20 protein-coding genes are annotated in these 17,634 nt (G+C 39.6%); 13 read left to right on the top strand and 7 right to left on the bottom strand.

Annotated features, from left to right (window positions below; all coding sequences use genetic code 11):
• Window positions 1-558 precede the first annotated feature (558 nt).
• Window positions 559-948 carry a VOC family protein gene (locus ACPK8D_RS14980; protein WP_424718658.1) on the top strand — a complete coding sequence of 130 codons (390 nt, stop codon included), beginning with the start codon at window positions 559-561 and terminating at the stop codon, window positions 946-948.
• A 400-nt stretch (window positions 949-1,348) separates the two neighbouring features.
• Here ACPK8D_RS14980 and ACPK8D_RS14985 read toward each other — a convergent pair whose 3' ends face one another.
• Together ACPK8D_RS14985 and ACPK8D_RS14990 are read right to left on the bottom strand one after the other, a co-directional pair.
• Complete coding sequence (locus tag ACPK8D_RS14985; protein ID WP_424718659.1) at window positions 1,349-1,726, bottom strand: hypothetical protein; 378 nt, start codon at window positions 1,724-1,726, stop codon at window positions 1,349-1,351.
• Between the two features lie 1,130 nt (window positions 1,727-2,856).
• The gene (locus ACPK8D_RS14990) at window positions 2,857-3,138 is read right to left on the bottom strand and encodes a hypothetical protein (protein ID WP_424718660.1); all 282 of its coding nucleotides are present in this window, start codon (window positions 3,136-3,138) and stop codon (window positions 2,857-2,859) included.
• Between the two features lie 716 nt (window positions 3,139-3,854).
• On the opposite strand from ACPK8D_RS14990, the gene ACPK8D_RS14995 reads away from it, so the two are divergent.
• Window positions 3,855-4,232: a hypothetical protein gene (locus ACPK8D_RS14995; protein ID WP_424718661.1), complete on the top strand. Its 378-nt coding sequence runs from the start codon at window positions 3,855-3,857 to the stop codon at window positions 4,230-4,232.
• A gap of 1,817 nt (window positions 4,233-6,049) precedes the next feature.
• Here ACPK8D_RS14995 and ACPK8D_RS15000 read toward each other — a convergent pair.
• Entirely contained in the window at window positions 6,050-6,193 is a 144-nt protein-coding gene (locus ACPK8D_RS15000) for a hypothetical protein (RefSeq protein WP_424718662.1), read from the bottom strand.
• Window positions 6,194-6,262: 69 nt separating this feature from the next.
• A complete protein-coding gene (locus tag ACPK8D_RS15005) occupies window positions 6,263-6,943 on the bottom strand; it encodes a phosphoribosylanthranilate isomerase (protein WP_424718663.1) in 681 nt (226 codons plus the stop codon).
• 661 nt (window positions 6,944-7,604) lie between these two features.
• Here ACPK8D_RS15005 and ACPK8D_RS15010 point away from each other — a divergent pair.
• From ACPK8D_RS15010 to ftsY, 9 genes are all read left to right on the top strand, one after another.
• A complete protein-coding gene (locus tag ACPK8D_RS15010; protein ID WP_424718664.1) occupies window positions 7,605-8,054 on the top strand; it encodes a 30S ribosomal protein S19e in 450 nt (149 codons plus the stop codon).
• Between the two features lie 92 nt (window positions 8,055-8,146).
• Window positions 8,147-8,515 carry a DNA-binding protein gene (locus tag ACPK8D_RS15015; protein WP_424718665.1) on the top strand — a complete coding sequence of 123 codons (369 nt, stop codon included), beginning with the start codon at window positions 8,147-8,149 and terminating at the stop codon, window positions 8,513-8,515.
• Window positions 8,516-8,520: 5 nt separating this feature from the next.
• Window positions 8,521-9,123 carry a DUF7411 family protein gene (locus tag ACPK8D_RS15020; protein WP_424718666.1) on the top strand — a complete coding sequence of 201 codons (603 nt, stop codon included), beginning with the start codon at window positions 8,521-8,523 and terminating at the stop codon, window positions 9,121-9,123.
• Window positions 9,124-9,395: 272 nt separating this feature from the next.
• On the top strand, window positions 9,396-9,551 hold the full coding sequence (locus ACPK8D_RS15025) for a 50S ribosomal protein L39e (RefSeq protein ID WP_082086800.1): 156 nt from the start codon (window positions 9,396-9,398) through the stop codon (window positions 9,549-9,551).
• A gap of 18 nt (window positions 9,552-9,569) precedes the next feature.
• On the top strand, window positions 9,570-9,839 hold the full coding sequence (locus tag ACPK8D_RS15030; protein ID WP_424718667.1) for a 50S ribosomal protein L31e: 270 nt from the start codon (window positions 9,570-9,572) through the stop codon (window positions 9,837-9,839).
• A 32-nt stretch (window positions 9,840-9,871) separates the two neighbouring features.
• A complete protein-coding gene (locus ACPK8D_RS15035; RefSeq protein WP_424718668.1) occupies window positions 9,872-10,531 on the top strand; it encodes a translation initiation factor IF-6 in 660 nt (219 codons plus the stop codon).
• A complete protein-coding gene (rpl18a, locus tag ACPK8D_RS15040; protein WP_424718669.1) occupies window positions 10,528-10,764 on the top strand; it encodes a 50S ribosomal protein L18Ae in 237 nt (78 codons plus the stop codon). Before ACPK8D_RS15035 ends, rpl18a begins: the two co-directional genes overlap by 4 nt.
• Window positions 10,765-10,769: 5 nt before the next feature.
• Window positions 10,770-11,201, top strand: coding sequence for a prefoldin subunit alpha (gene pfdA, locus ACPK8D_RS15045; RefSeq protein ID WP_424718670.1), 432 nt, complete (start codon window positions 10,770-10,772; stop codon window positions 11,199-11,201).
• 114 nt (window positions 11,202-11,315) lie between these two features.
• Entirely contained in the window at window positions 11,316-12,578 is a 1,263-nt protein-coding gene (gene ftsY, locus ACPK8D_RS15050) for a signal recognition particle-docking protein FtsY (RefSeq protein WP_424718671.1), read from the top strand.
• Window positions 12,579-12,739: 161 nt separating this feature from the next.
• Here ftsY and ACPK8D_RS15055 read toward each other — a convergent pair whose 3' ends face one another.
• The 3 genes from ACPK8D_RS15055 to ACPK8D_RS15065 form a co-directional block, all read right to left on the bottom strand.
• Complete coding sequence (locus tag ACPK8D_RS15055) at window positions 12,740-12,925, bottom strand: PspC domain-containing protein (protein WP_424718672.1); 186 nt, start codon at window positions 12,923-12,925, stop codon at window positions 12,740-12,742.
• 198 nt (window positions 12,926-13,123) lie between these two features.
• Window positions 13,124-14,215: a hypothetical protein gene (locus tag ACPK8D_RS15060; protein WP_424718673.1), complete on the bottom strand. Its 1,092-nt coding sequence runs from the start codon at window positions 14,213-14,215 to the stop codon at window positions 13,124-13,126.
• 38 nt (window positions 14,216-14,253) lie between these two features.
• Entirely contained in the window at window positions 14,254-15,237 is a 984-nt protein-coding gene (locus ACPK8D_RS15065; RefSeq protein WP_424718674.1) for a YbgA family protein, read from the bottom strand.
• 426 nt (window positions 15,238-15,663) lie between these two features.
• Between ACPK8D_RS15065 and ACPK8D_RS15070 the strand changes: the two genes are divergently transcribed.
• Both ACPK8D_RS15070 and ACPK8D_RS15075 read left to right on the top strand, forming a co-directional pair.
• The gene (locus ACPK8D_RS15070) at window positions 15,664-16,353 is read left to right on the top strand and encodes a peroxiredoxin (protein ID WP_424718726.1); all 690 of its coding nucleotides are present in this window, start codon (window positions 15,664-15,666) and stop codon (window positions 16,351-16,353) included.
• Between the two features lie 456 nt (window positions 16,354-16,809).
• Window positions 16,810-17,499 (top strand): peroxiredoxin, encoded by a 690-nt coding sequence (locus ACPK8D_RS15075; protein ID WP_424718675.1) that lies wholly within the window; start codon window positions 16,810-16,812, stop codon window positions 17,497-17,499.
• The last annotated feature ends 135 nt before the right edge of the window (window positions 17,500-17,634 follow it).

Consider the following 17,634-nt stretch of genomic DNA (forward strand, 5'->3'; position numbering starts at 1 on the left):
TTTAGTGAGAGACATACAACCAGAGCTCCCCCAACAAAAGTATATCCTAAAGATTTATCTTTTAGAAAAAAAGGTTATATAGATTCCTAAAAAGAGTAACTGGGTTAATTAACAGCTTTATTTAATTACAGTTTTAATTTATTTATCATTGAGGCATCTGACCCCATTTTCCGTCATACAAATTTGGTGTCAAAATGAAGCATAAAAAGCTTTTGATCAGAAAACTGGGGTGAATACACCTATTAAATGGCAAATAATTAGTTATCATATGTACCTTCATTGGGGAACCTCCAGCACTATATTTAATCTGGTAAATAAGGCTCGATAACCCCTAAAAATAGATCGTTTTTAGAGGACCCTATATAGGAATATATGGATTCCTGCCGATAACCGTATCATTCAAGATAGATATTAAAAACCGACTTCCGGTCTGTCCTTTTTCGTTTGAACTTTTTAAAAAGTTTATTCCAGGCAAAATTATATTTTTCTTTAAAAAATATCATTATGGAAAATATCAATGTGGAAAAACTTATGGATATCGACAAGGAGGAATAAGCGATGTTTACACGTATTGACCATGTGGAGATTCTACCGAGTGATTTTGACAGATCGATGGCGTTCTACCAGGATGTACTGGAGTTTCGTCTGGTGTCGCGGATGCCAGTGCAGGCCGGACCGCTGAAAGAGATAGCTTACCTGCAGTTGAGTGACACCGTCATTGAATTACTGCACATGGAAAATCCCGCCCCGATATCTTCCCCGATGACTGTGGGCTACCGTGCGATTGCCCTGGAAGTTGAATCGATGGAAGCCGCGACCACCTACTTGCGGGATCGTGGTGTCGTCGTGACCTGGGGGCCGGTAGATCTGGGTGTATCCATTCGCGCCGAAATTACCGATCCTGATGGCCTGACCATAGAATTGCGGGAATGGAAGCATAAACCCTAGTAAGCCTGAGATGTGAGCTGGCAGGAAGCTTAAAACAAAAACGATTCCCAAGCTTCCAGGACAACAGCTACAAAGACTCTGATAGAAAGAAACTCATGAGCTTTTCTCAAAATCCGGTAGTCTTCCTTTAAAACAACTGCATCCTACAGGGAATCTTAATGTTCGCTTCACAATTCCAGCCATATTATAGCAAGAATACAGTACTTTTACGGAAACAATTGTATTGAGAGTTGGAAATCCATGAACGAATTCAGGCCTTTAAGGAAACTCAGAAAACGCAGTTTTGCCAATTGTATAAAAACTTACTGAAATATTCAGGTAGGGATATAATCTAAAAAAATATCCCTAACTGGATTTTATTTTGGAAAAAGGTACATCGGTCTTTTATTACTTTTTTCCCTTACCGGCTTCCCTTAGGCGCAGAGAGGTAAGACCAAGGCATCGAACCCATCCGTATAAATAACATAATCCATATCAGGGGAAAGAAACATCCAAATGCTAACAGGCCAATAAATGATTCTGCTATCCCTTTTGCCCTATTGGTATTCTTACAATAATAATATCTCAACCCTGGAATTAATGCCAGAAGCCCAGCCACTGTCGGATTTTTATCTTTATTTTCTATTTCCCTTGCGTAACATTTCGGGCAGAAGAAATGTTTAATATCTTCCTTCGGGAATTTTTTAAAGCATCCGAGACATTGAGCTTGAAATTTCGGCGGTTCTTTGACAATCTGCACTTTCTGTATAGTTTCCTGAATCCCAACATTATTATCCATCTTGAATATTCCCCACTTGACCGATAACCGTCCCATTAAGTGCAAAAAACCTGAAGAGAGGTATAGACAATATATCATGCAGTCTACTTATGCTGATTATACAACAAATAAATGGTAAATTATTTTTTATATTTAATTATGATGTATTAGAAGATGCTGAAAAGATTCCTCTCTTATTTCAGGTTTAATTCTTTGAGAGAAAAACTATAATGATACCGGGCATATCCCAGTCATCGAAAGCCGAGGTTCAGGTGGCTGCGGTTATAGATACCATCCTCGGCTTTCGAAGGTGCACAATTCTATCAACCATAGCTAGGTAATTACTCACAAGCTAAGATGATGTATGAAGACCTATTTACTATTTTCTTCATATATCCGCTATAAAGGTGATATAATGGATAGATTTCCTATATATCAGATATTCTTTTTATTTATTGGGTTTATTTGTGATATAACAATATATTCATGTCATTTTAAAAAATATTTGATATTTAAAGTTTGTTTACCTTTGGGAGCTATAATTATGCTAAGAAGAAAATCTAAAAATAAACACAAAAAAATGACATATACAACCCAACACATCAACATTTAAAATAGTTAAATTCCTGTAAAATGTAAAGAAAAATTTGGAGGATTGAGAAATAAAAGCATTTTACAGAACAGCAATTGTACTATGTCTTTCCCTGGCAATTCTTTTTCTAATTGTAGGGTCTGCTGCAGCTGCAGATGTAGTAGAGATAAGAAATCCAGTATATGATGGATCAGACACTGATGATATTATTGATAATCCCGAATATGGAGACGGTACCACCTTTACAATTGATGCAACTGAATTTGCAGCATTCTATTACGATACAGATGATAACATAACAACCGAAACTCTCTAAATAGGAAACATACATAGCTCAAGTAATGTAATTTAAAAACAAATTTTAAGATATTTCCATTCACGGGAATTTTTTCTTTTTAATCTGGCTCCAAAAAATAGCCCTAGACTTATTTAGTCATGCAATAAAGGAAAAATCGAATAGAGAGCCTGAGGATCAGCCTATACTTAAACCTGAGAGCTCCAACCTTTGAGAAAGGGAAAGTTAACGAAAGAAAATAACCAATAGCAGTAAAAAACCTCTTCAAATATTGAAAGTGAGTCGTAAGAAGCCATAAACTATGGCTATTCCAATGATAATAAAAAGCATCATATCATATGCTTTTTTTGATTCCCTAGCTTCATCATATCCTGTTTGAATCCATTCCCTATTAAAAGGTGAAATTGCCAGCAACAAATAAAAAATCATGGCCAAAATCACACTCCATATGAAGCCTAGTGATGTCGCCCCGCTAAGGAACAGAAAAAAACATGAGGCTACAAAATGCAACCATTTTGGATCCATTGTTATTCGGCTGCTTGGCAAGCTTTTTCTCCTCATAAATTAATTTTCATTTTTAGCAAATTAGATAGGATCTATTAATTTTTTCTTATTTTGTTCAAAAAGGAAAATTTTTTGAACATTATTTAATCAGTTTTTCAGAAATTTGCCCATATATCCGCCGTGTGTTCAGTATGTAATTATATTGCCAAAAATAACACAATATTGGAGAATACAGTTTTATTTTTATGTTTTCAATTTAATATCCGTTATCAATATAATATCCGTTATGACAAATAAGAAAACAGATATTCTGATTTGTTACTCGATCAGTAAAAAATGCAATCGGTTAAACGTGCCTATGTGTTTAAGAAAAATAACCATCCCATAGACTATAGACAGGATTCATAAAAACGCTATAATTAGAATTGATTTTTAGACCAGGGTATTTTTACTGCCGATAACCGTTCTTCATCAAACGTAGAAAAACCTGCAAGAAACATATGTCAAGCCAAAATGAAAAATGATATTAAATATGTGTCAACTATACAATAATATTCCATACAGTTATTTAAAAATTTACTTAATTGCTAATTTTTGCTTATACGTTAGTAAAAGAAACTGTAAGCACTGCTATGCTCCCTCTTAAATTGCCTGTTTCGTTGGAGATTTTTCTGCTGTAATATATATTTAAGAGTACATACAGGAAGGAGAATAATACTTTTGTTATTATCGGGGAGTACTGCCCTGGATGTGAGAAAATGAAGCCTGAAGAAATGCTAAAATATGCAACGAAATTTGAATTTCCACCAGCGAAAAATTTGAGACTCAGTATTGAGAAAAGCGTCTTCCTCGGTGGAGACCACTGGTTAATCAAAAATATGGGAACTGAAGTCTTTGACCCCATCAAAGGTAAATTTGGATTTGTCCGGATTAATGAGTCAACTCCAAAATACTACTATTTGAGTTTAAAAGACGCTTTTGAGCTTCTTAAATGGATCATACGAAAAGAGGAAGGGAATGAGATAAACTACACGGGGAGATGTCGACAGTGTGGCAAATTCTTTGGAGAAGATCAATTGAAAGAAGCATATGGGTGGAATTGGTGTCAAGAGTGTTATGATGATCTTCAAGACTGAAGATAAAATATCTCCGACAAGACTACCTGAGTACTTCTCAGAATATTCAATTCTTAATATATAACCGCTATCATTAGATGTGGAGAACTTTTTGGAAAAGATCACTAATAATAAAATCTTAATAAAAATTTAAATGTTGTTTACTAAAAAAACATTTTATAAGGGGATATTATTCGTCCACAACCAATTTTTCATATAATTAATTATAAATAAATTTATGAATTATTATAGCTTGTAAACTGAAGAGAACAGATCAAAGTGAACAGATCAACCTCTACATGAGTCAAAAACCAATGGATCAACACAAATGGAAACACAAATGGGAAAAGTGACCGGTAGGATATGTGAGCAAAGAAATGCCTGGAGGAAGTTCTAATCCAGACGAATATTGGGGGATATTTTCTGGATTACTGTATCGGGGGCTACAGTAAAAAGAACAAGGCTCTTCCAGGCTTTCTCTAATCATTTAAAAGTGCTTTTTTACATAGATTATAGAAAATGAAGATGGTTCGATTTTATTATAAGTCAGAGGACTTTCAGTACCCAATCAATCACCTCTCTTAACACTTAACAATTAACCTTAGTCATAACTTCATAATTTGTTTTTTATTTATAATGCTAACTTTTGCCTTGGTGGGTTGTATACTTACGTAAAATTTAACTCTTTTTGTTTGCTAAAATTACTTAAACCTGCTCTTAGAGGACGACCAAAAAACCGATTTTCCACTTTGTATAATTATAAGAGTTCAATTAAAATTGACTACCATAATTTGAGGCTCCCGTTATTATTAGTCAGTGGGTATTATTTAGCACAGTATATACACGAAAGATATTTATATTGAAATGTTTGGGGAATTACCAGAACTTCCACCACGGTTTATTCTCAATGCTTTCTGGCAAGAGCTTAAGATTCTATTTACTATTATCCACTTGCTTTTCTATTTCCATTGTCGTTATCTGATCCTAACGTGTGGCTTCTACTGCACCTCCTTCATGAAATTAATAATGATTAGTTGTGTATATCGCCAATTTTGCCACAAATGTTTTCTCCGTTTGTTTTTACTCGTATATTGGGAAAACCATCGATATAAAAATCGGTCACCGCTTGCTTAAAACTATTTGAAAAATATTTAATTTCTCTATGCAACGTAAATAAAGTAGCTAAACTGATAAAAAAACTTAGTAAGTATACACTTAACAAAATGTATAATAATTACTACCGTCAAGGCACTGAAAATATTCAGAGATAGCACTATATTAACCAGATCAGTATTTTTTGTCCATTATTCAAATAATTATGATATGGTAAGAAGAAACCAAATTTACTAAATTTTCTCATTGAGAAAGCAAAAACGAAGACATTAATAAGATTAAAGAAAATATGAATCCTGCTGGTATCCCTTCAATAAAAAAGAAATATTTCTTCATCGTGTCGCATTTGTATTTATCCAATATATAAAAAGTCATCTATAGGTTTTGAGTTATCAGTTATAAAATTTCTATATACATTTTTCCTTGTGTATGTGAATTATCTTTATTAAACTTTTTAGATATAAATGCGTTACCTGAATAGGATATTATAGGAAGTACTATCATTGTTACAATAGCTTGCATTAACCAATCAGGAATATAATTCTCCATCACTTGTCGCCATTTTACAACTCGATGTAAATAAAGTTTATGAAATTTTGTGAAGAGATATATAGCAATTTACCAAAAGCGCCATCAAGGTTTGTTGTCTCAAGATGTTTTATATCTTCCTTTTCGAAAAGGCAGACCTGCATTTATTAGAGCATATTTCCTTTCGGGATTCTCAGTTAAAAAAGACTGGTTACAATTCTTGCAGATTTTTTATATTTTTCCCATCTCTTTTCTGCCTTCTTTCTTCCCGGTGTTGAATCTTTTCTGGTTCCTGCGTTTTTCTGTCTCTTCATTCGGGATGTGTGTTCTCTCATCTTCATAGCTGGCTTTTCTTCTATTATCTGGCTTACTTTTCCCTCTCTTCTGTGTTTGCCTCTAAAAGCCTGGGTTTAGTTCTCTAGAGATAAATTTCTGACCTTGAAAAATTCGTGTTTTGCGCGAGATATAAAATTAATCACTTTCCTTTTATCTTTGAAACCATCAGAATCTTTAAGCCCAGAACTGGCGTCTACGCCAAATGGTTTTACAAACCGTATAGCCTCTCCAACATTTTCAGGGGTCAGCCCTCCTGCTAAGATAACTGGTTTTGATACCTCTTTAACAATGTTTCTGCTAACATTCCAATCATGGACTAAACCTGTCCCACCTACTTTATCATTTGCTAAATCAAGAGTATCCAGGATGAAAGCATCTACGACAGATTCAAAGGGTTTCATAGCTTGCATAACTTCAAACCCGTTAACATGAAAGTTTTTGATTATTTTTATGTGAGGGAGTATTTTACGCAATGATACGATACTATCAACTGTACAATCAGAGTGCAGCTGGATAGAAGTAACACCTATTTTATGCGCTAAATTAGAGATTTCTTCAGCATCGTCCAGTTCTGTAACTAGAACTGGAGAAATATAAGGTGGGCATTGTTTCACGATTTTTCGAGCTAAATCTTTGTCAATAAAGTCATCCGAATTATGTTTTTGTCCCACTACTAATCCAATCGCATCGGCTCCACAGTATGCAGCCATAATAGCGTCTTCGACCCTTTTAATACCACAAATTTTTATCCTCATTGTTCTCTCCTAAAAAGTCTTTGATAGGGCTTTAGATGTTTTACCGGTTACCATAATTAAATTCAAAATCAAAGAGAATATTATAGTTCCTTAATTAATTGCATGATAAAAATTGGTTATCGGATTAAGGGACAATCCTGCCAAAACAGAAATTTCTGAAACCAATCAGATATATTTTAATTCATTTCTGCCTCATCAACAAACCAGATTTATCTTCATATTCAGATTCCAGAATATGTTCATTAAGCGTTTATATATGAACTCGCACAATGCTTTTATAGCTTGAAGGTAATTACGCTGGATGTTGGCACTTGCGTCAATTGACAGGAGCCAGCTCTATACAATTAGATCGTTTTTCAGTTTGAAGTTTTTCATACTATAAATCGCCTGATCGATTGTATATGAATATTTAAACACAGTAGTTTATAAATGTATCAACCTCCTTCCAGTTTAAACTAAAATCACATTTACCGGCTTATCGAGCTTCAAAGCCCATAGCATTAGAGTCCATAAAATCCAGCTACAAAGAATGGAAAGGACCTCCCGAAAGAGAAGAGTTACCTCGTTTCGGGAAAAGTAGATTTCTGGCAGCCAGGGCAGAAGAATCGGCGCTATCTCCCTGTACCTGCAAAGAGAACCTAATTTACAAAAGGTGGCGAATATGACAACAGTATTTGATGTCCCTGCGATGGAACTTATCGAAAAGGTTGCGGGCATTCTTAAAGAAAACGATAATGTCGTTCCCCCTGAGTGGGCAAAGAACGTAAAAACCGGGGTTCACAAGGAACTCCCTCCGAACAATGACGACTGGTGGTATATCAGATCCGCCGCAGTCCTGAGAAAGATCTATACCGACGGGCCTGTAGGAATCGAAAGACTCCGCTCAGTATATGGTGGAAAGAAGGATAACGGATCAAGACCAGGCCACAAAGCAAAAGGCAGCGGTTCGATTGCCAGAAAGGCAGTACAGCAACTTGAGGCTGCAGGTTACCTGCAAAAGGTAAAGGACGGAAGAACAGTATCTGCAAAGGGACGTTCCATGCTTGACAATGCATCCAATGAGCTTAAGCATGAGCTTCTTGAGAAAATCCCTGAACTTGCAAAATACTGAGTCCATCCGAAGGGGACCTGAAAATTTCTTAGGATTCCCTTTCAAATATTATAAATCTTAATCCAGATTGCTCCGGAAAACCGGTTTTTTGGGTGATTGCCATGTCTACAACGGATGACGAACTCAACGAAATTCGAAAGAGACGGCTTGCAGAAATCCAGAGACAGCAGGCACAGAACCAGCCTTCTGATATCCAGGCAGCTTACCAGCAGGAACAGGCCAAAGCTGAGATGGAAGCTCAGAAACAGGCCATCCTCAGGCAAATCCTGACTCCTGAAGCCAGAGAACGCCTTACAACCTTAAAAATGTCAAGGCCGGCTCTTGGGGAACAGCTCGAAATGCAGCTGATTTCGCTTGCTCAGAGTGGAAGGCTACCGTCTCAAATCGATGACGAACAGCTTAAAAAGCTCCTGATGAGGATGCAGCCAAAAAAGCGTAAGACATCCATAACCCGGGTCTAAAAATAATGAGAATTTCGGTCCTCTTTAGCGGAGGCAAGGACAGTTCGGTCTCTGCCCTTTTGATGGAACCGTTTTTTGAGCTAGAACTCGTAACCTGCAGCTTCGGCCTGCTCCCCAATGGAGAGCTGGCAGCAAAAACTGCAAAAGAGTTAGGGTTTCCACACAGGGTTCTCTCTCTGGAACTGGAAATCCTTGAAAAGGCTTACGAGAAAATAATGAAAGACGGTTTCCCGAAAAGCGCTATTAATTATATCCATGAAAAAGCCGTAGAAACTCTTGCTTCGGATCCGGAAGTTAAATTCATTGCTGATGGAACCAGAAGGGACGATAGAGTTCCTGTGCTCTCAATCTCACAGATACGAAGTATCGAAGATCGATTGGGAATTCAGTATATCTGCCCTTTGAAGGGATATGGCCGAAAAACCGTGAGTATGCTTGTAGAGCGCTATCTGAGAATTGAAGAGGGACCGAGTGAGAATACTCCAAAAGCAGATTACGAAATCGAGCTAAGGGAGCTAATCAGGCAGAGAGACGGCGAAGAAAAAATAAAGGAACTGTTTCCTGCCCATATCCAGTCCCACGTGCTTTCCAGAAAAGAACTGCCCTGAAGAAGGCATGTCTTAAAATCAGAAAGTCTTCCGGAAGGGGAAAATTCTGGAATAAAGATTTATACGATAATCGAGTTATATCAACCCTTATACTGCTGCAGATTAACCGAGACCCTTATAGAATTTACCGTATATGGTTTTAAAAAACTGCCGTTTAACCTGGCAGGGTAAAACCTCGATTATGCAAGGGTTAAAATCACAATCAGCTATTATCGGATATAACCGGAAGTTAACAGAATTAAGTTATTTACAGGTCAACAGGTGTGATCCACTTGAGTCATAACATGAAAGGACAGAAGAGGCGCCTGGCAAAGGCGCACAAACAGAACACACGCGTTCCAGTGTGGGTTATTGTGAAAACTAACCGGAAGGTCGTGAGTCATCCCAGACGCAGGCACTGGAGAAGAAGAAGCCTGGATGTAAAGTAAGCGAGGAAGGTGGGAAAAATGGCAGACGACATGGTAAAAGAACAGATATATACAATCCCCCTCAGGGTGGTAAGGAAAGTACCTGCATGGAAAAGAGCAAACAGAGCAGTTATTGAAGTAAGAGCTTATCTCGTAAGGCACATGAAAGTTGATTCTTTACAGGTCAAACTGGACAAATCAATTAATGAGCGCCTCTGGGAAAAAGGCTGTGAAAAACCTCCTCTCTCCATCCGAGTCAGAGCTGTAAAATTCGCAGATGGCGAGGTACAGGCAGAACTCGCCCAGTAAAATATACCAGAAAACGCGAAGCTTCAAAGAATATGATTCGAACAGTGGATATCTACGACACCCCGATGATCGGGGTCTTTGCAACCTGCACGGAAGATGTTGCTCTCGTCCCTACCGGGACAAAGCCAGAAACCTGCGCCATACTTGAGGATTCGCTGGATGTAAGGGTCATTGAGACTCTTGTAAACGGAAGCGTTGTGATCGGAGCCCTTTCCAGAGGAAACTCAAACGGCTTCCTTTTTTCATACGGGACCGATGCCAGGGAGATGCAAGAACTTACAGGAGTTAAGGCCGAGATCCTCCCAGGCAGGCTGAATGCAGTTGGAAATATTGTACTTGCAAATGACTCTGCAGCACTTGTTCACCCTGAACTGTCAGATAGGGCTATTGAGACAATTGCCAGTACTCTCAAGGTAGAAGTTTACAGGGGAACAATTGCCGGGATAAAGAATGTAGGAATGGCAGGAGTTGTCACCAACAAAGGGCTTCTGGTACACCCGAAAGTGACATCTTCAGAAAGAGAAATTCTGGAAAATATCTTCGAACTTCCTATATATATAGGGACTACGAACTTTGGGACTCAGATGCTCGGCTCAGGCCTGCTTGCGAACTCTAAGAACTATGTTGCAGGTTCAGACACTACAGGACCCGAACTTGGAAGAATCGAAGAAGCTCTCGGATTCGTAGAGTGAGTGAGATAACCATCCATCTGTTCCGGAATAAAGCTACAGCAAGAGTGGTGACCAAGATGAAGAACTTTATTGTTAAAGGCAAATTTAAAGCAGGAAATTCCTGGGAAAAATTCACAAAGCAGATCGAAAGTCAGAATGAAAAGAACGCAACAGATAAGGTCTATTCTGTCTTCGGAAGCAAGCACGGTATTAAGAGAAGCCAGATCCAGATCGAAAGCATTGCTGAGGAGTGAAGGATATGGCAGAAGTCAGTGAAGATATCAGAAATCTGGCAGCCAGGCATCAGGAGTTCCAGAGACAGGCCGAAGCCTTAAGGCAGCAGATGAACATGGTTCAGGCTTCCATTACAAGCTGTGACCAGACAATCGTAACCATCAACGAGCTTAAGACCGCTTCAACGGAAGGCAGGACTGCCGAAACGATGGTTCCTGTAGGTTTTGGCTCATTCGTTCACGCCGAAATAAAAAATGCAGATAAAGTTATTGTGGACCTTGGAGCGGGCTTCAGTGCAGAGAAACCCGCAGATGAAGCCATCGAGACCCTGAACCGCCGCAAAGAGCAGCTTAAGAAAATTCTCGAACAGATGAATGCTTCACTGACTAACTACGTACAGGGTATGCAGGCCCTGGAATCCGAGGCTGCAAGGCTTCAGCAACCTGGCCAGGCCTGAAAAGACCTGGCTCAGACAAAAAGGATAAAACTCAAAATCCCTATTTGAGAACGAAGCCTTTTATTTTGAATTAACTATCTATTTTTTTATTGAATTCCTTTGGGATGGGATCCTGTGTTCAACAAATTCAAAGAAAAACTTGGGAATTTTAAGAAGGCACTCAGCAGAACCATTGATGACAAAGCGGTAGAAATCGAACCGGTAGTCGAACCTGCACCTGAGGCCGAAGAGGGCTTTGAAGAAGATATGGAGCCCATTCCGGAAGAAGAAGCTCTTGAAACGCCCCTGGAAGAGGAAGAAGAGTACGAAGTCGAGCCCGCCGAAGACAAACCTGTGATGACTGCGTCTCCAAAGGTCGGGATCGAAGACTTGAAAAAGGCAGAATACAGAAAAAAACTTGAGGACCGGAAAAAGGTTGCAGAGAGCAAACCTGTGGAAGAAGAAGTGCCTGAAGAAAAGAAATCCTTCTTTAAAAAATTCTCCTCGAAGGTCGGATTTACACAAAAAGCAAAGGCGCTGGTTTTTAACAGAGAGGTCTATCTGGATAGTAAAGACCTGGAAGAGCCTCTCTGGGAGCTTGAAATGGGGCTCCTTGAAAGCGACCTTGCCCTCTCGGTTTCCGAGGCAATTGTGGAGTCCGTGAAAAAACAGCTCACAGGCACCACAAAACGCATTGGCAGCAATACCGGAGAGATTGTAGAGGAAGCCTTGAAAAAAGCCATCCTGGATGTTGTATCTGCCAATACTTTTGATTTTGACGAGTACGTAAGAAATAGGGAAAAACCTGTCCATATTGTCTTTGTTGGAATTAACGGGACCGGAAAAACAACATCCATTGCAAAAATGACGCACAGGCTGCTCAAATCGGATTACACGGTAGTTCTCGCTGCAGGAGACACTTTCAGGGCAGGCGCCATTGACCAGCTCGGCATCCATGCCGACAGGCTCGGAGTAAAAATGATCAAGCATCAGCCTGGAGCCGATCCTGCGGCAGTTATTTACGATGCCGTGCAGTACGCAAAAGCCCACAAAATCGATTTCGTGCTTTCCGATACTGCAGGCCGTATGCATACTAACCTTAACCTTATGTCACAGATGGAAAAGATCTGCAGGGTGAGCACTCCGGATCTTATAATTTTCGTAGATGAAGCCGTCGCAGGGAACGATGCCGTTGAAAGGGCTGCACAGTTCAATGAAGCTGTGCCGATTGACGGGTCCATTCTGACAAAAATAGACGCCGATGCCAAAGGAGGAGCTGCAATATCCATTGCCTATATCACAGGCAAGCCCATTCTCTTCTTCGGGATAGGACAGGGTTACGAAGACCTGAAAAAGTTCGATTCCGGATGGTTTATAGACCAGCTTTTCAACCAGTAAAACCATTCAGACTTTAAGCTAACAGAGAATAGTGAATCTCCCGAGGATTGGATTTCGGGAGCACTATTTCACGAACTCTGCTGCGGGATATGTAGGAGAAAATGTTAATTTTTCCAGGTTTTAGATTTCTCATAAAAAATTTAAAATTTTTACCCGGTTTTTCAGGGCTCTTCAGGAATTATAATCCATGCTATTATATAGGCAACTATACCTGTTCCCGCACCCACTATGGTGATAAGCAACCATAAAAGCCTTACAAGCGTAGGATCAATTTTAAAGTATTCACCTATCCCGCCACATACCCCTGCAATAATCCTGTTCCTCTTTGATCTATACAATTTATTCATTTGACCACCCCTAACTTTAAAAGGATTGTTTTTAAAAGGATTGTAATAATAGATTGCTTGGATTCGATTTATAAGTAACTCCGGGGATTAAGAAATTTGTCGAGAATCTCGGTAAGTTTCCAGTATAAGTTAATTTTTAGGCTAGCTTTTTACGTCGCAATTCCTTTTCTTATAAAGACATGCCAGAGACTCAGGTTCTCAGATTTTGGCCCACTCGCTGGTTATATCTTCAGATACCAGGTTTTCCCCGAACACCTGCACATATACCCTGAATTTTTCGCCTGCAGGAACCGTAAGACCTTTCGCAGTGTAATTGTAAACTTCTTCCGGCTCAATCGCAACTGGAGAACTTTCAATTTCATCCCAGAAAGAGAGCTTATCTTCAGTCTGAAGGGCAACGTAAACGGTTGCATTTTCAGCTCTTTCCGAACCCACATTGCTTACAGTAACACTAACATCGACCACCCCTTCTTTTTTTGAGTACTCACATTGCGCTTTGAAATCAAGATTAATCATGGGTCTTCTGTAAACAGGGATGATCTGTACAGGCTGGTCTACATATTCTTCGGGAATTTCCCCGATCTGCCAGTCACTGCCTGTAGTCTCCAGATAGTAGTAATTGTCACCTTCGTACTCAAAGCTTCTGCCCTTCTGCTCAGGATTGCACTTTATACCTAGAGCCATATGTTCGGGGAGTTCCAGAAGGACGGCATTGTAACCCATCTCCTGAAGAATTGCTACGGAGAGAATTGAAGTATCTTCACAGTCCCCACCGTTCTCATAAAGAGTTTCATAAGGGAAACGGGGGTATTGGTCGTAGCCTGAACTTTCAAGATCCGAGGTATATTTTAAAGACTGAACAAAAGAAACACAAAAGCCCGGAATTTCTCTTTCCTCAAGCCCGTAAGTTTTTGAAAGAGAGAATAAGGCGTCTGCAATCTCCTTAATTAACCAGTCATCACAAGGATCCGAAGCAAACAGATCATAGTCCCTGTTTCGAGTCCTGATTTTATAGGCTTCATAAAGTTCATCGTCAAGAGACAGAGTAAACTGCCATCGTTGGCCTTCGTAGTCCCATGAGTAAGTTCGGGACGGTGTTCCGGGAGGAATCGACTCCTCTGTAATCAAGGCATTACAAGGCTCACAATTTACAAAATTTACTCCTACCAGGTTCTCCCCAGTATCACCTATGCCGGAATCCACGGAAGTTTCAGGGCAGGGCCAGGTTAAGAGAAATTCGACCAGATAAATGAGTAAAAAGAAATGAAGCAAAGTGGCTGCGCTTTTCATAAATTATCCCCCATCCAGAATTGCATATCCTATGACACTCATTCCCAGAGGTCTTCCCTGAAGTGGGAATTTACAGGGTCCACTTCCATCGGGCCTTCCGGATAGGGTTCGAATAAGGTCTGATTCGTAAGGTACTGGTCTTCAAAGCGCACGGCCCATGACCTGATTGTATTAGTTGCAGGGCAAAGAGAGGTTTTTCCCTCCCTGTATTTCTGGATCCAGTCAAAAAATAGCGCTTTTTCCTGGCTTGAGAGCTTCTCTGAAAAATGTCCGAAGGCATGCATGAGCACATTAATATTCGAAGTGTACCTCGGAGGTCTGGAGAGGGCACTGTAAAGATGCCTTTCGTACTCAGAGACCAGTTCCCGAAAGATTCCACTCTCTTTATTTGCAACAATAGCTCCCAGTTTCCTGAGTTCTGCCTGGTTATACGCCATGAGAAGATACTTATTTTCGGAATGGAATGCGACAAGGTCTCTCATGCGGCCTTCAGATTTTACTTTTCGGAAAGCGGCAAGCATGAAAAGCTTGGTCATGAAATGTTCTTTTATGCGGGCATTCCTTAGCCTTCCTTCATCCTCGATGGCAAGATGAGGGAATTTCTTCAGGACTGCCCCCCCGAAAAATCCTGACGTTTTCCCGATCGCCCCTGACTTGAGTGCTGCAGTCGGGTAAATTTTCACATCCTTAATGCCGCAGGAAGGAGACCTGTATTTCAGAATAAAACCATCAATATCTCCTACAGAATTGAGAAAATCAGTGCAAAATGCCTCCATAACTTCGGTTACATCCCTGCTGCCTCCGGACTGGATAAGCCGCTGTCCCCCGTCCTCAAGAACTATTCTTATCGGATCTCTTGGAACACCGAGCCCTATCTCCACTTCCGGGCAAACAGGCAGGAAATCAACATATTCTGTAAGATTTGCCACTATCGGACTGCTTATTATATCTCCGTTATATCGACAGTGGTCAAACCCAAGGCATCTACTAACCACAACCTTTGGCCGAACAAACTCCCTCATTTAACCCCCATATAAGAAAGGATTTCCAGCATAAATTACTTTCCAGAAGAAGGCCTTAAGACACTTCTTTTTTAAAAATAGCAAGTTAGAAAGTGAGAATCTTCCAAAAAAGACTTTAAAATACTTTGTGTAGAAAAGTAATAAGTTTGGACGGAAAAATGGCTCAAAACTTGATTAAAAAGTATTGTATAATAGGTTTTTAAAGAAAAAATTTGGACAAGAATAAATTTTAAAAACGAATTTTCCAAAAATACGAGTCTTTTATCCGCTTCTCGGAACAGATTTATAACAATAAAAATAACTAAGAGATAACTTATGGAGGAGGTCGAGGGAAAGGGAAGCGTTTTAAAGGTTAAGTCCCCGAGACTCGAAGCCAGTTTCCAAATTCTGACAAAACGGTATGCTCTTAAAAATATAGGTGAGAATATGGTAGAAACCGAATATGAACAGACACGTATGCCGCTGATAGGAGACGATGCACCCGCATTTACAGCATTGACAACTCAGGGAACGATCAAATTCCCGGATGACTATAAAGGAAAATGGGTCATCCTGTTCAGTCACCCTGCGGACTTCACGCCTGTATGCACTACAGAATTTATGACATTTGCCAGTATGCAGGAAGAATTCAGGGAAATGAACACCGAACTTATAGGGCTTTCCATAGACAGCGTCTTTTCCCATATTGCCTGGCTTAAGCGGATCGAAGAGAAGATCGAATATAAAGGGATGAAAAATCTCGAGATCAAGTTCCCGGTGATAGAAGACCTGAAGATGGATGTCGCGAAAAAATACGGTATGATCCAGCCAAAAGCCTCGACCACACAGGCTGTAAGAGCCGTATTTATTATTGACCCTGAGGCAAAAGTCAGGACAATACTCTACTATCCGCAGTCAACAGGAAGGAATATGCAGGAGATCAAGAGGATTGTTACCGCCCTGCAGAAAAATGCGGCCGAAAAAGTCGCAACGCCAGCTAACTGGCAGCCTGGAGACGATGTTATTATTCCAGCTCCCAATTCGATGGAAGCCGTAAAAGAAAGGCTTGCTAAATCAGAAGAAAACACGTACTGCCTTGACTGGTTTATATGCCTGAAAAAAGATAGCAAGAAATAATCTAAGATATAAAAGCCATTTTAGAGACAACTTTAAAGACCATTTTACAAGGTCTTTTTTAATTTTTTTAAGTAGAAAGAACTTCTGGAAAAACCATTTTAAGAATCTAATTTTCAATAGGTGCGTTATTCTTTTTTTGAAAGAGAGAACTTAAGCTGATTCTAAGATCTTAAAATCCCGGGAAGTATTTTCGTGTCTTCAAAACCAGCAAGAGATAAACATAATCTTTAATTTTTGCTGCTATTACTCCATGTAATTAAAAAAGAAATTTTAATAATAGAATTTCCAGCAAGAGAAACTTTTCTTCCGCGTTTGAGAAGAGATATATAAGAATGAAAATATATATAAGATTGCTTTTCGGGAAGGGGGGAAAGGCAGTGCTTTTAGTTTTTACTCCCGATACTTGAGGCCAGTCTCCATATACAGGAACTTCTTAAGCAGAATGCAGGTGAGAGTATGGTAGAAACCGAGTACGAGCAGATATATATACCGCTAATTGGGGAAGATGCACCCTCATTTGAAGCCGTGACAACGCAGGGACCAATCAGTTTCCCTGATGATTACAAAGGCAAATGGGTTATTCTTTTCAGCCATCCTGCAGATTTCACACCCGTATGCACTACCGAATTCATGACCTTTGCCAGCATGCAGGAAGAATTCAGAAAAATGAACACTGAACTTATAGGGCTTTCCATAGACAGTATTTTTTCCCATATTGCCTGGCTTAAGAGAATTGAGGAGAAGATCGAGTATAAAGGAATGAAAAAGGTTGAGATCAGGTTCCCGGTAATAGCCGACCTGAGAATGGATGTTGCCAAAAAATACGGCATGATTCAGCGAAAGGGTTCAAAAACCCAGACTGCGAGAGCAACATTTGTTATAGATCCCGAGTCAAAAATCAGGGCAATGATTTACTATCCCGTACCAAACGGAAGGAATATACAGGAACTCAAAAGGCTTGTCAGTGCAATGCAGAAGAGCGATGCTGAAGAAGTATCGACTCCGGCAGACTGGCAGCCAGGCGATGACGTCGTAATTCACCCTCCCCGTTCAATGGAAGCGGTAAAGGAAAGGCTTGAAAAATCCGAAAATGGAATTTATTGCCTTGACTGGTTTTTGTGCCTGAAGAAGGGAAATGAAAAATAATTGAGGAATAAAAATTTTTAATTTAATATGAAATTCTTGAATTTTAAAATGGAAGTGCAATTACCAGAAGATCGGGAAATACGATTCACCAGTCTGCCGGAGTTATCGGTTATTTGAAAAACTGAGAAAGTAGGT

Origin of the sequence: Methanosarcina sp., from assembly GCF_049706645.1 — an archaeon.
GTDB lineage: Archaea > Halobacteriota > Methanosarcinia > Methanosarcinales > Methanosarcinaceae > Methanosarcina.

Bases quoted from the DNA above. Each gene is read 5' to 3' on its own strand.
- ACPK8D_RS15060 (WP_424718673.1), bottom strand. From the start codon at position 14,215: ATGAAAAGCGCAGCCACTTTGCTTCATTTCTTTTTACTCATTTATCTG.
- ACPK8D_RS15055 (WP_424718672.1), bottom strand. From the start codon at position 12,925: ATGAATAAATTGTATAGATCAAAGAGGAACAGGATTATTGCAGGGGTA.
- ACPK8D_RS15030 (WP_424718667.1), top strand. From the start codon at position 9,570: ATGGCAGACGACATGGTAAAAGAACAGATATATACAATCCCCCTCAGG.
- ACPK8D_RS15005 (WP_424718663.1), bottom strand. From the start codon at position 6,943: ATGAGGATAAAAATTTGTGGTATTAAAAGGGTCGAAGACGCTATTATG.
- ACPK8D_RS14980 (WP_424718658.1), top strand. From the start codon at position 559: ATGTTTACACGTATTGACCATGTGGAGATTCTACCGAGTGATTTTGAC.
- ACPK8D_RS14985 (WP_424718659.1), bottom strand. From the start codon at position 1,726: ATGGATAATAATGTTGGGATTCAGGAAACTATACAGAAAGTGCAGATT.
- ACPK8D_RS15070 (WP_424718726.1), top strand. From the start codon at position 15,664: ATGGTAGAAACCGAATATGAACAGACACGTATGCCGCTGATAGGAGAC.
- ACPK8D_RS15010 (WP_424718664.1), top strand. From the start codon at position 7,605: ATGACAACAGTATTTGATGTCCCTGCGATGGAACTTATCGAAAAGGTT.
- pfdA (WP_424718670.1), top strand. From the start codon at position 10,770: ATGGCAGAAGTCAGTGAAGATATCAGAAATCTGGCAGCCAGGCATCAG.
- ACPK8D_RS15075 (WP_424718675.1), top strand. From the start codon at position 16,810: ATGGTAGAAACCGAGTACGAGCAGATATATATACCGCTAATTGGGGAA.
- ACPK8D_RS15035 (WP_424718668.1), top strand. From the start codon at position 9,872: ATGATTCGAACAGTGGATATCTACGACACCCCGATGATCGGGGTCTTT.
- ACPK8D_RS15020 (WP_424718666.1), top strand. From the start codon at position 8,521: ATGAGAATTTCGGTCCTCTTTAGCGGAGGCAAGGACAGTTCGGTCTCT.
- ACPK8D_RS14995 (WP_424718661.1), top strand. From the start codon at position 3,855: ATGAAGCCTGAAGAAATGCTAAAATATGCAACGAAATTTGAATTTCCA.
- ACPK8D_RS15000 (WP_424718662.1), bottom strand. From the start codon at position 6,193: ATGAAGATGAGAGAACACACATCCCGAATGAAGAGACAGAAAAACGCA.
- ACPK8D_RS15065 (WP_424718674.1), bottom strand. From the start codon at position 15,237: ATGAGGGAGTTTGTTCGGCCAAAGGTTGTGGTTAGTAGATGCCTTGGG.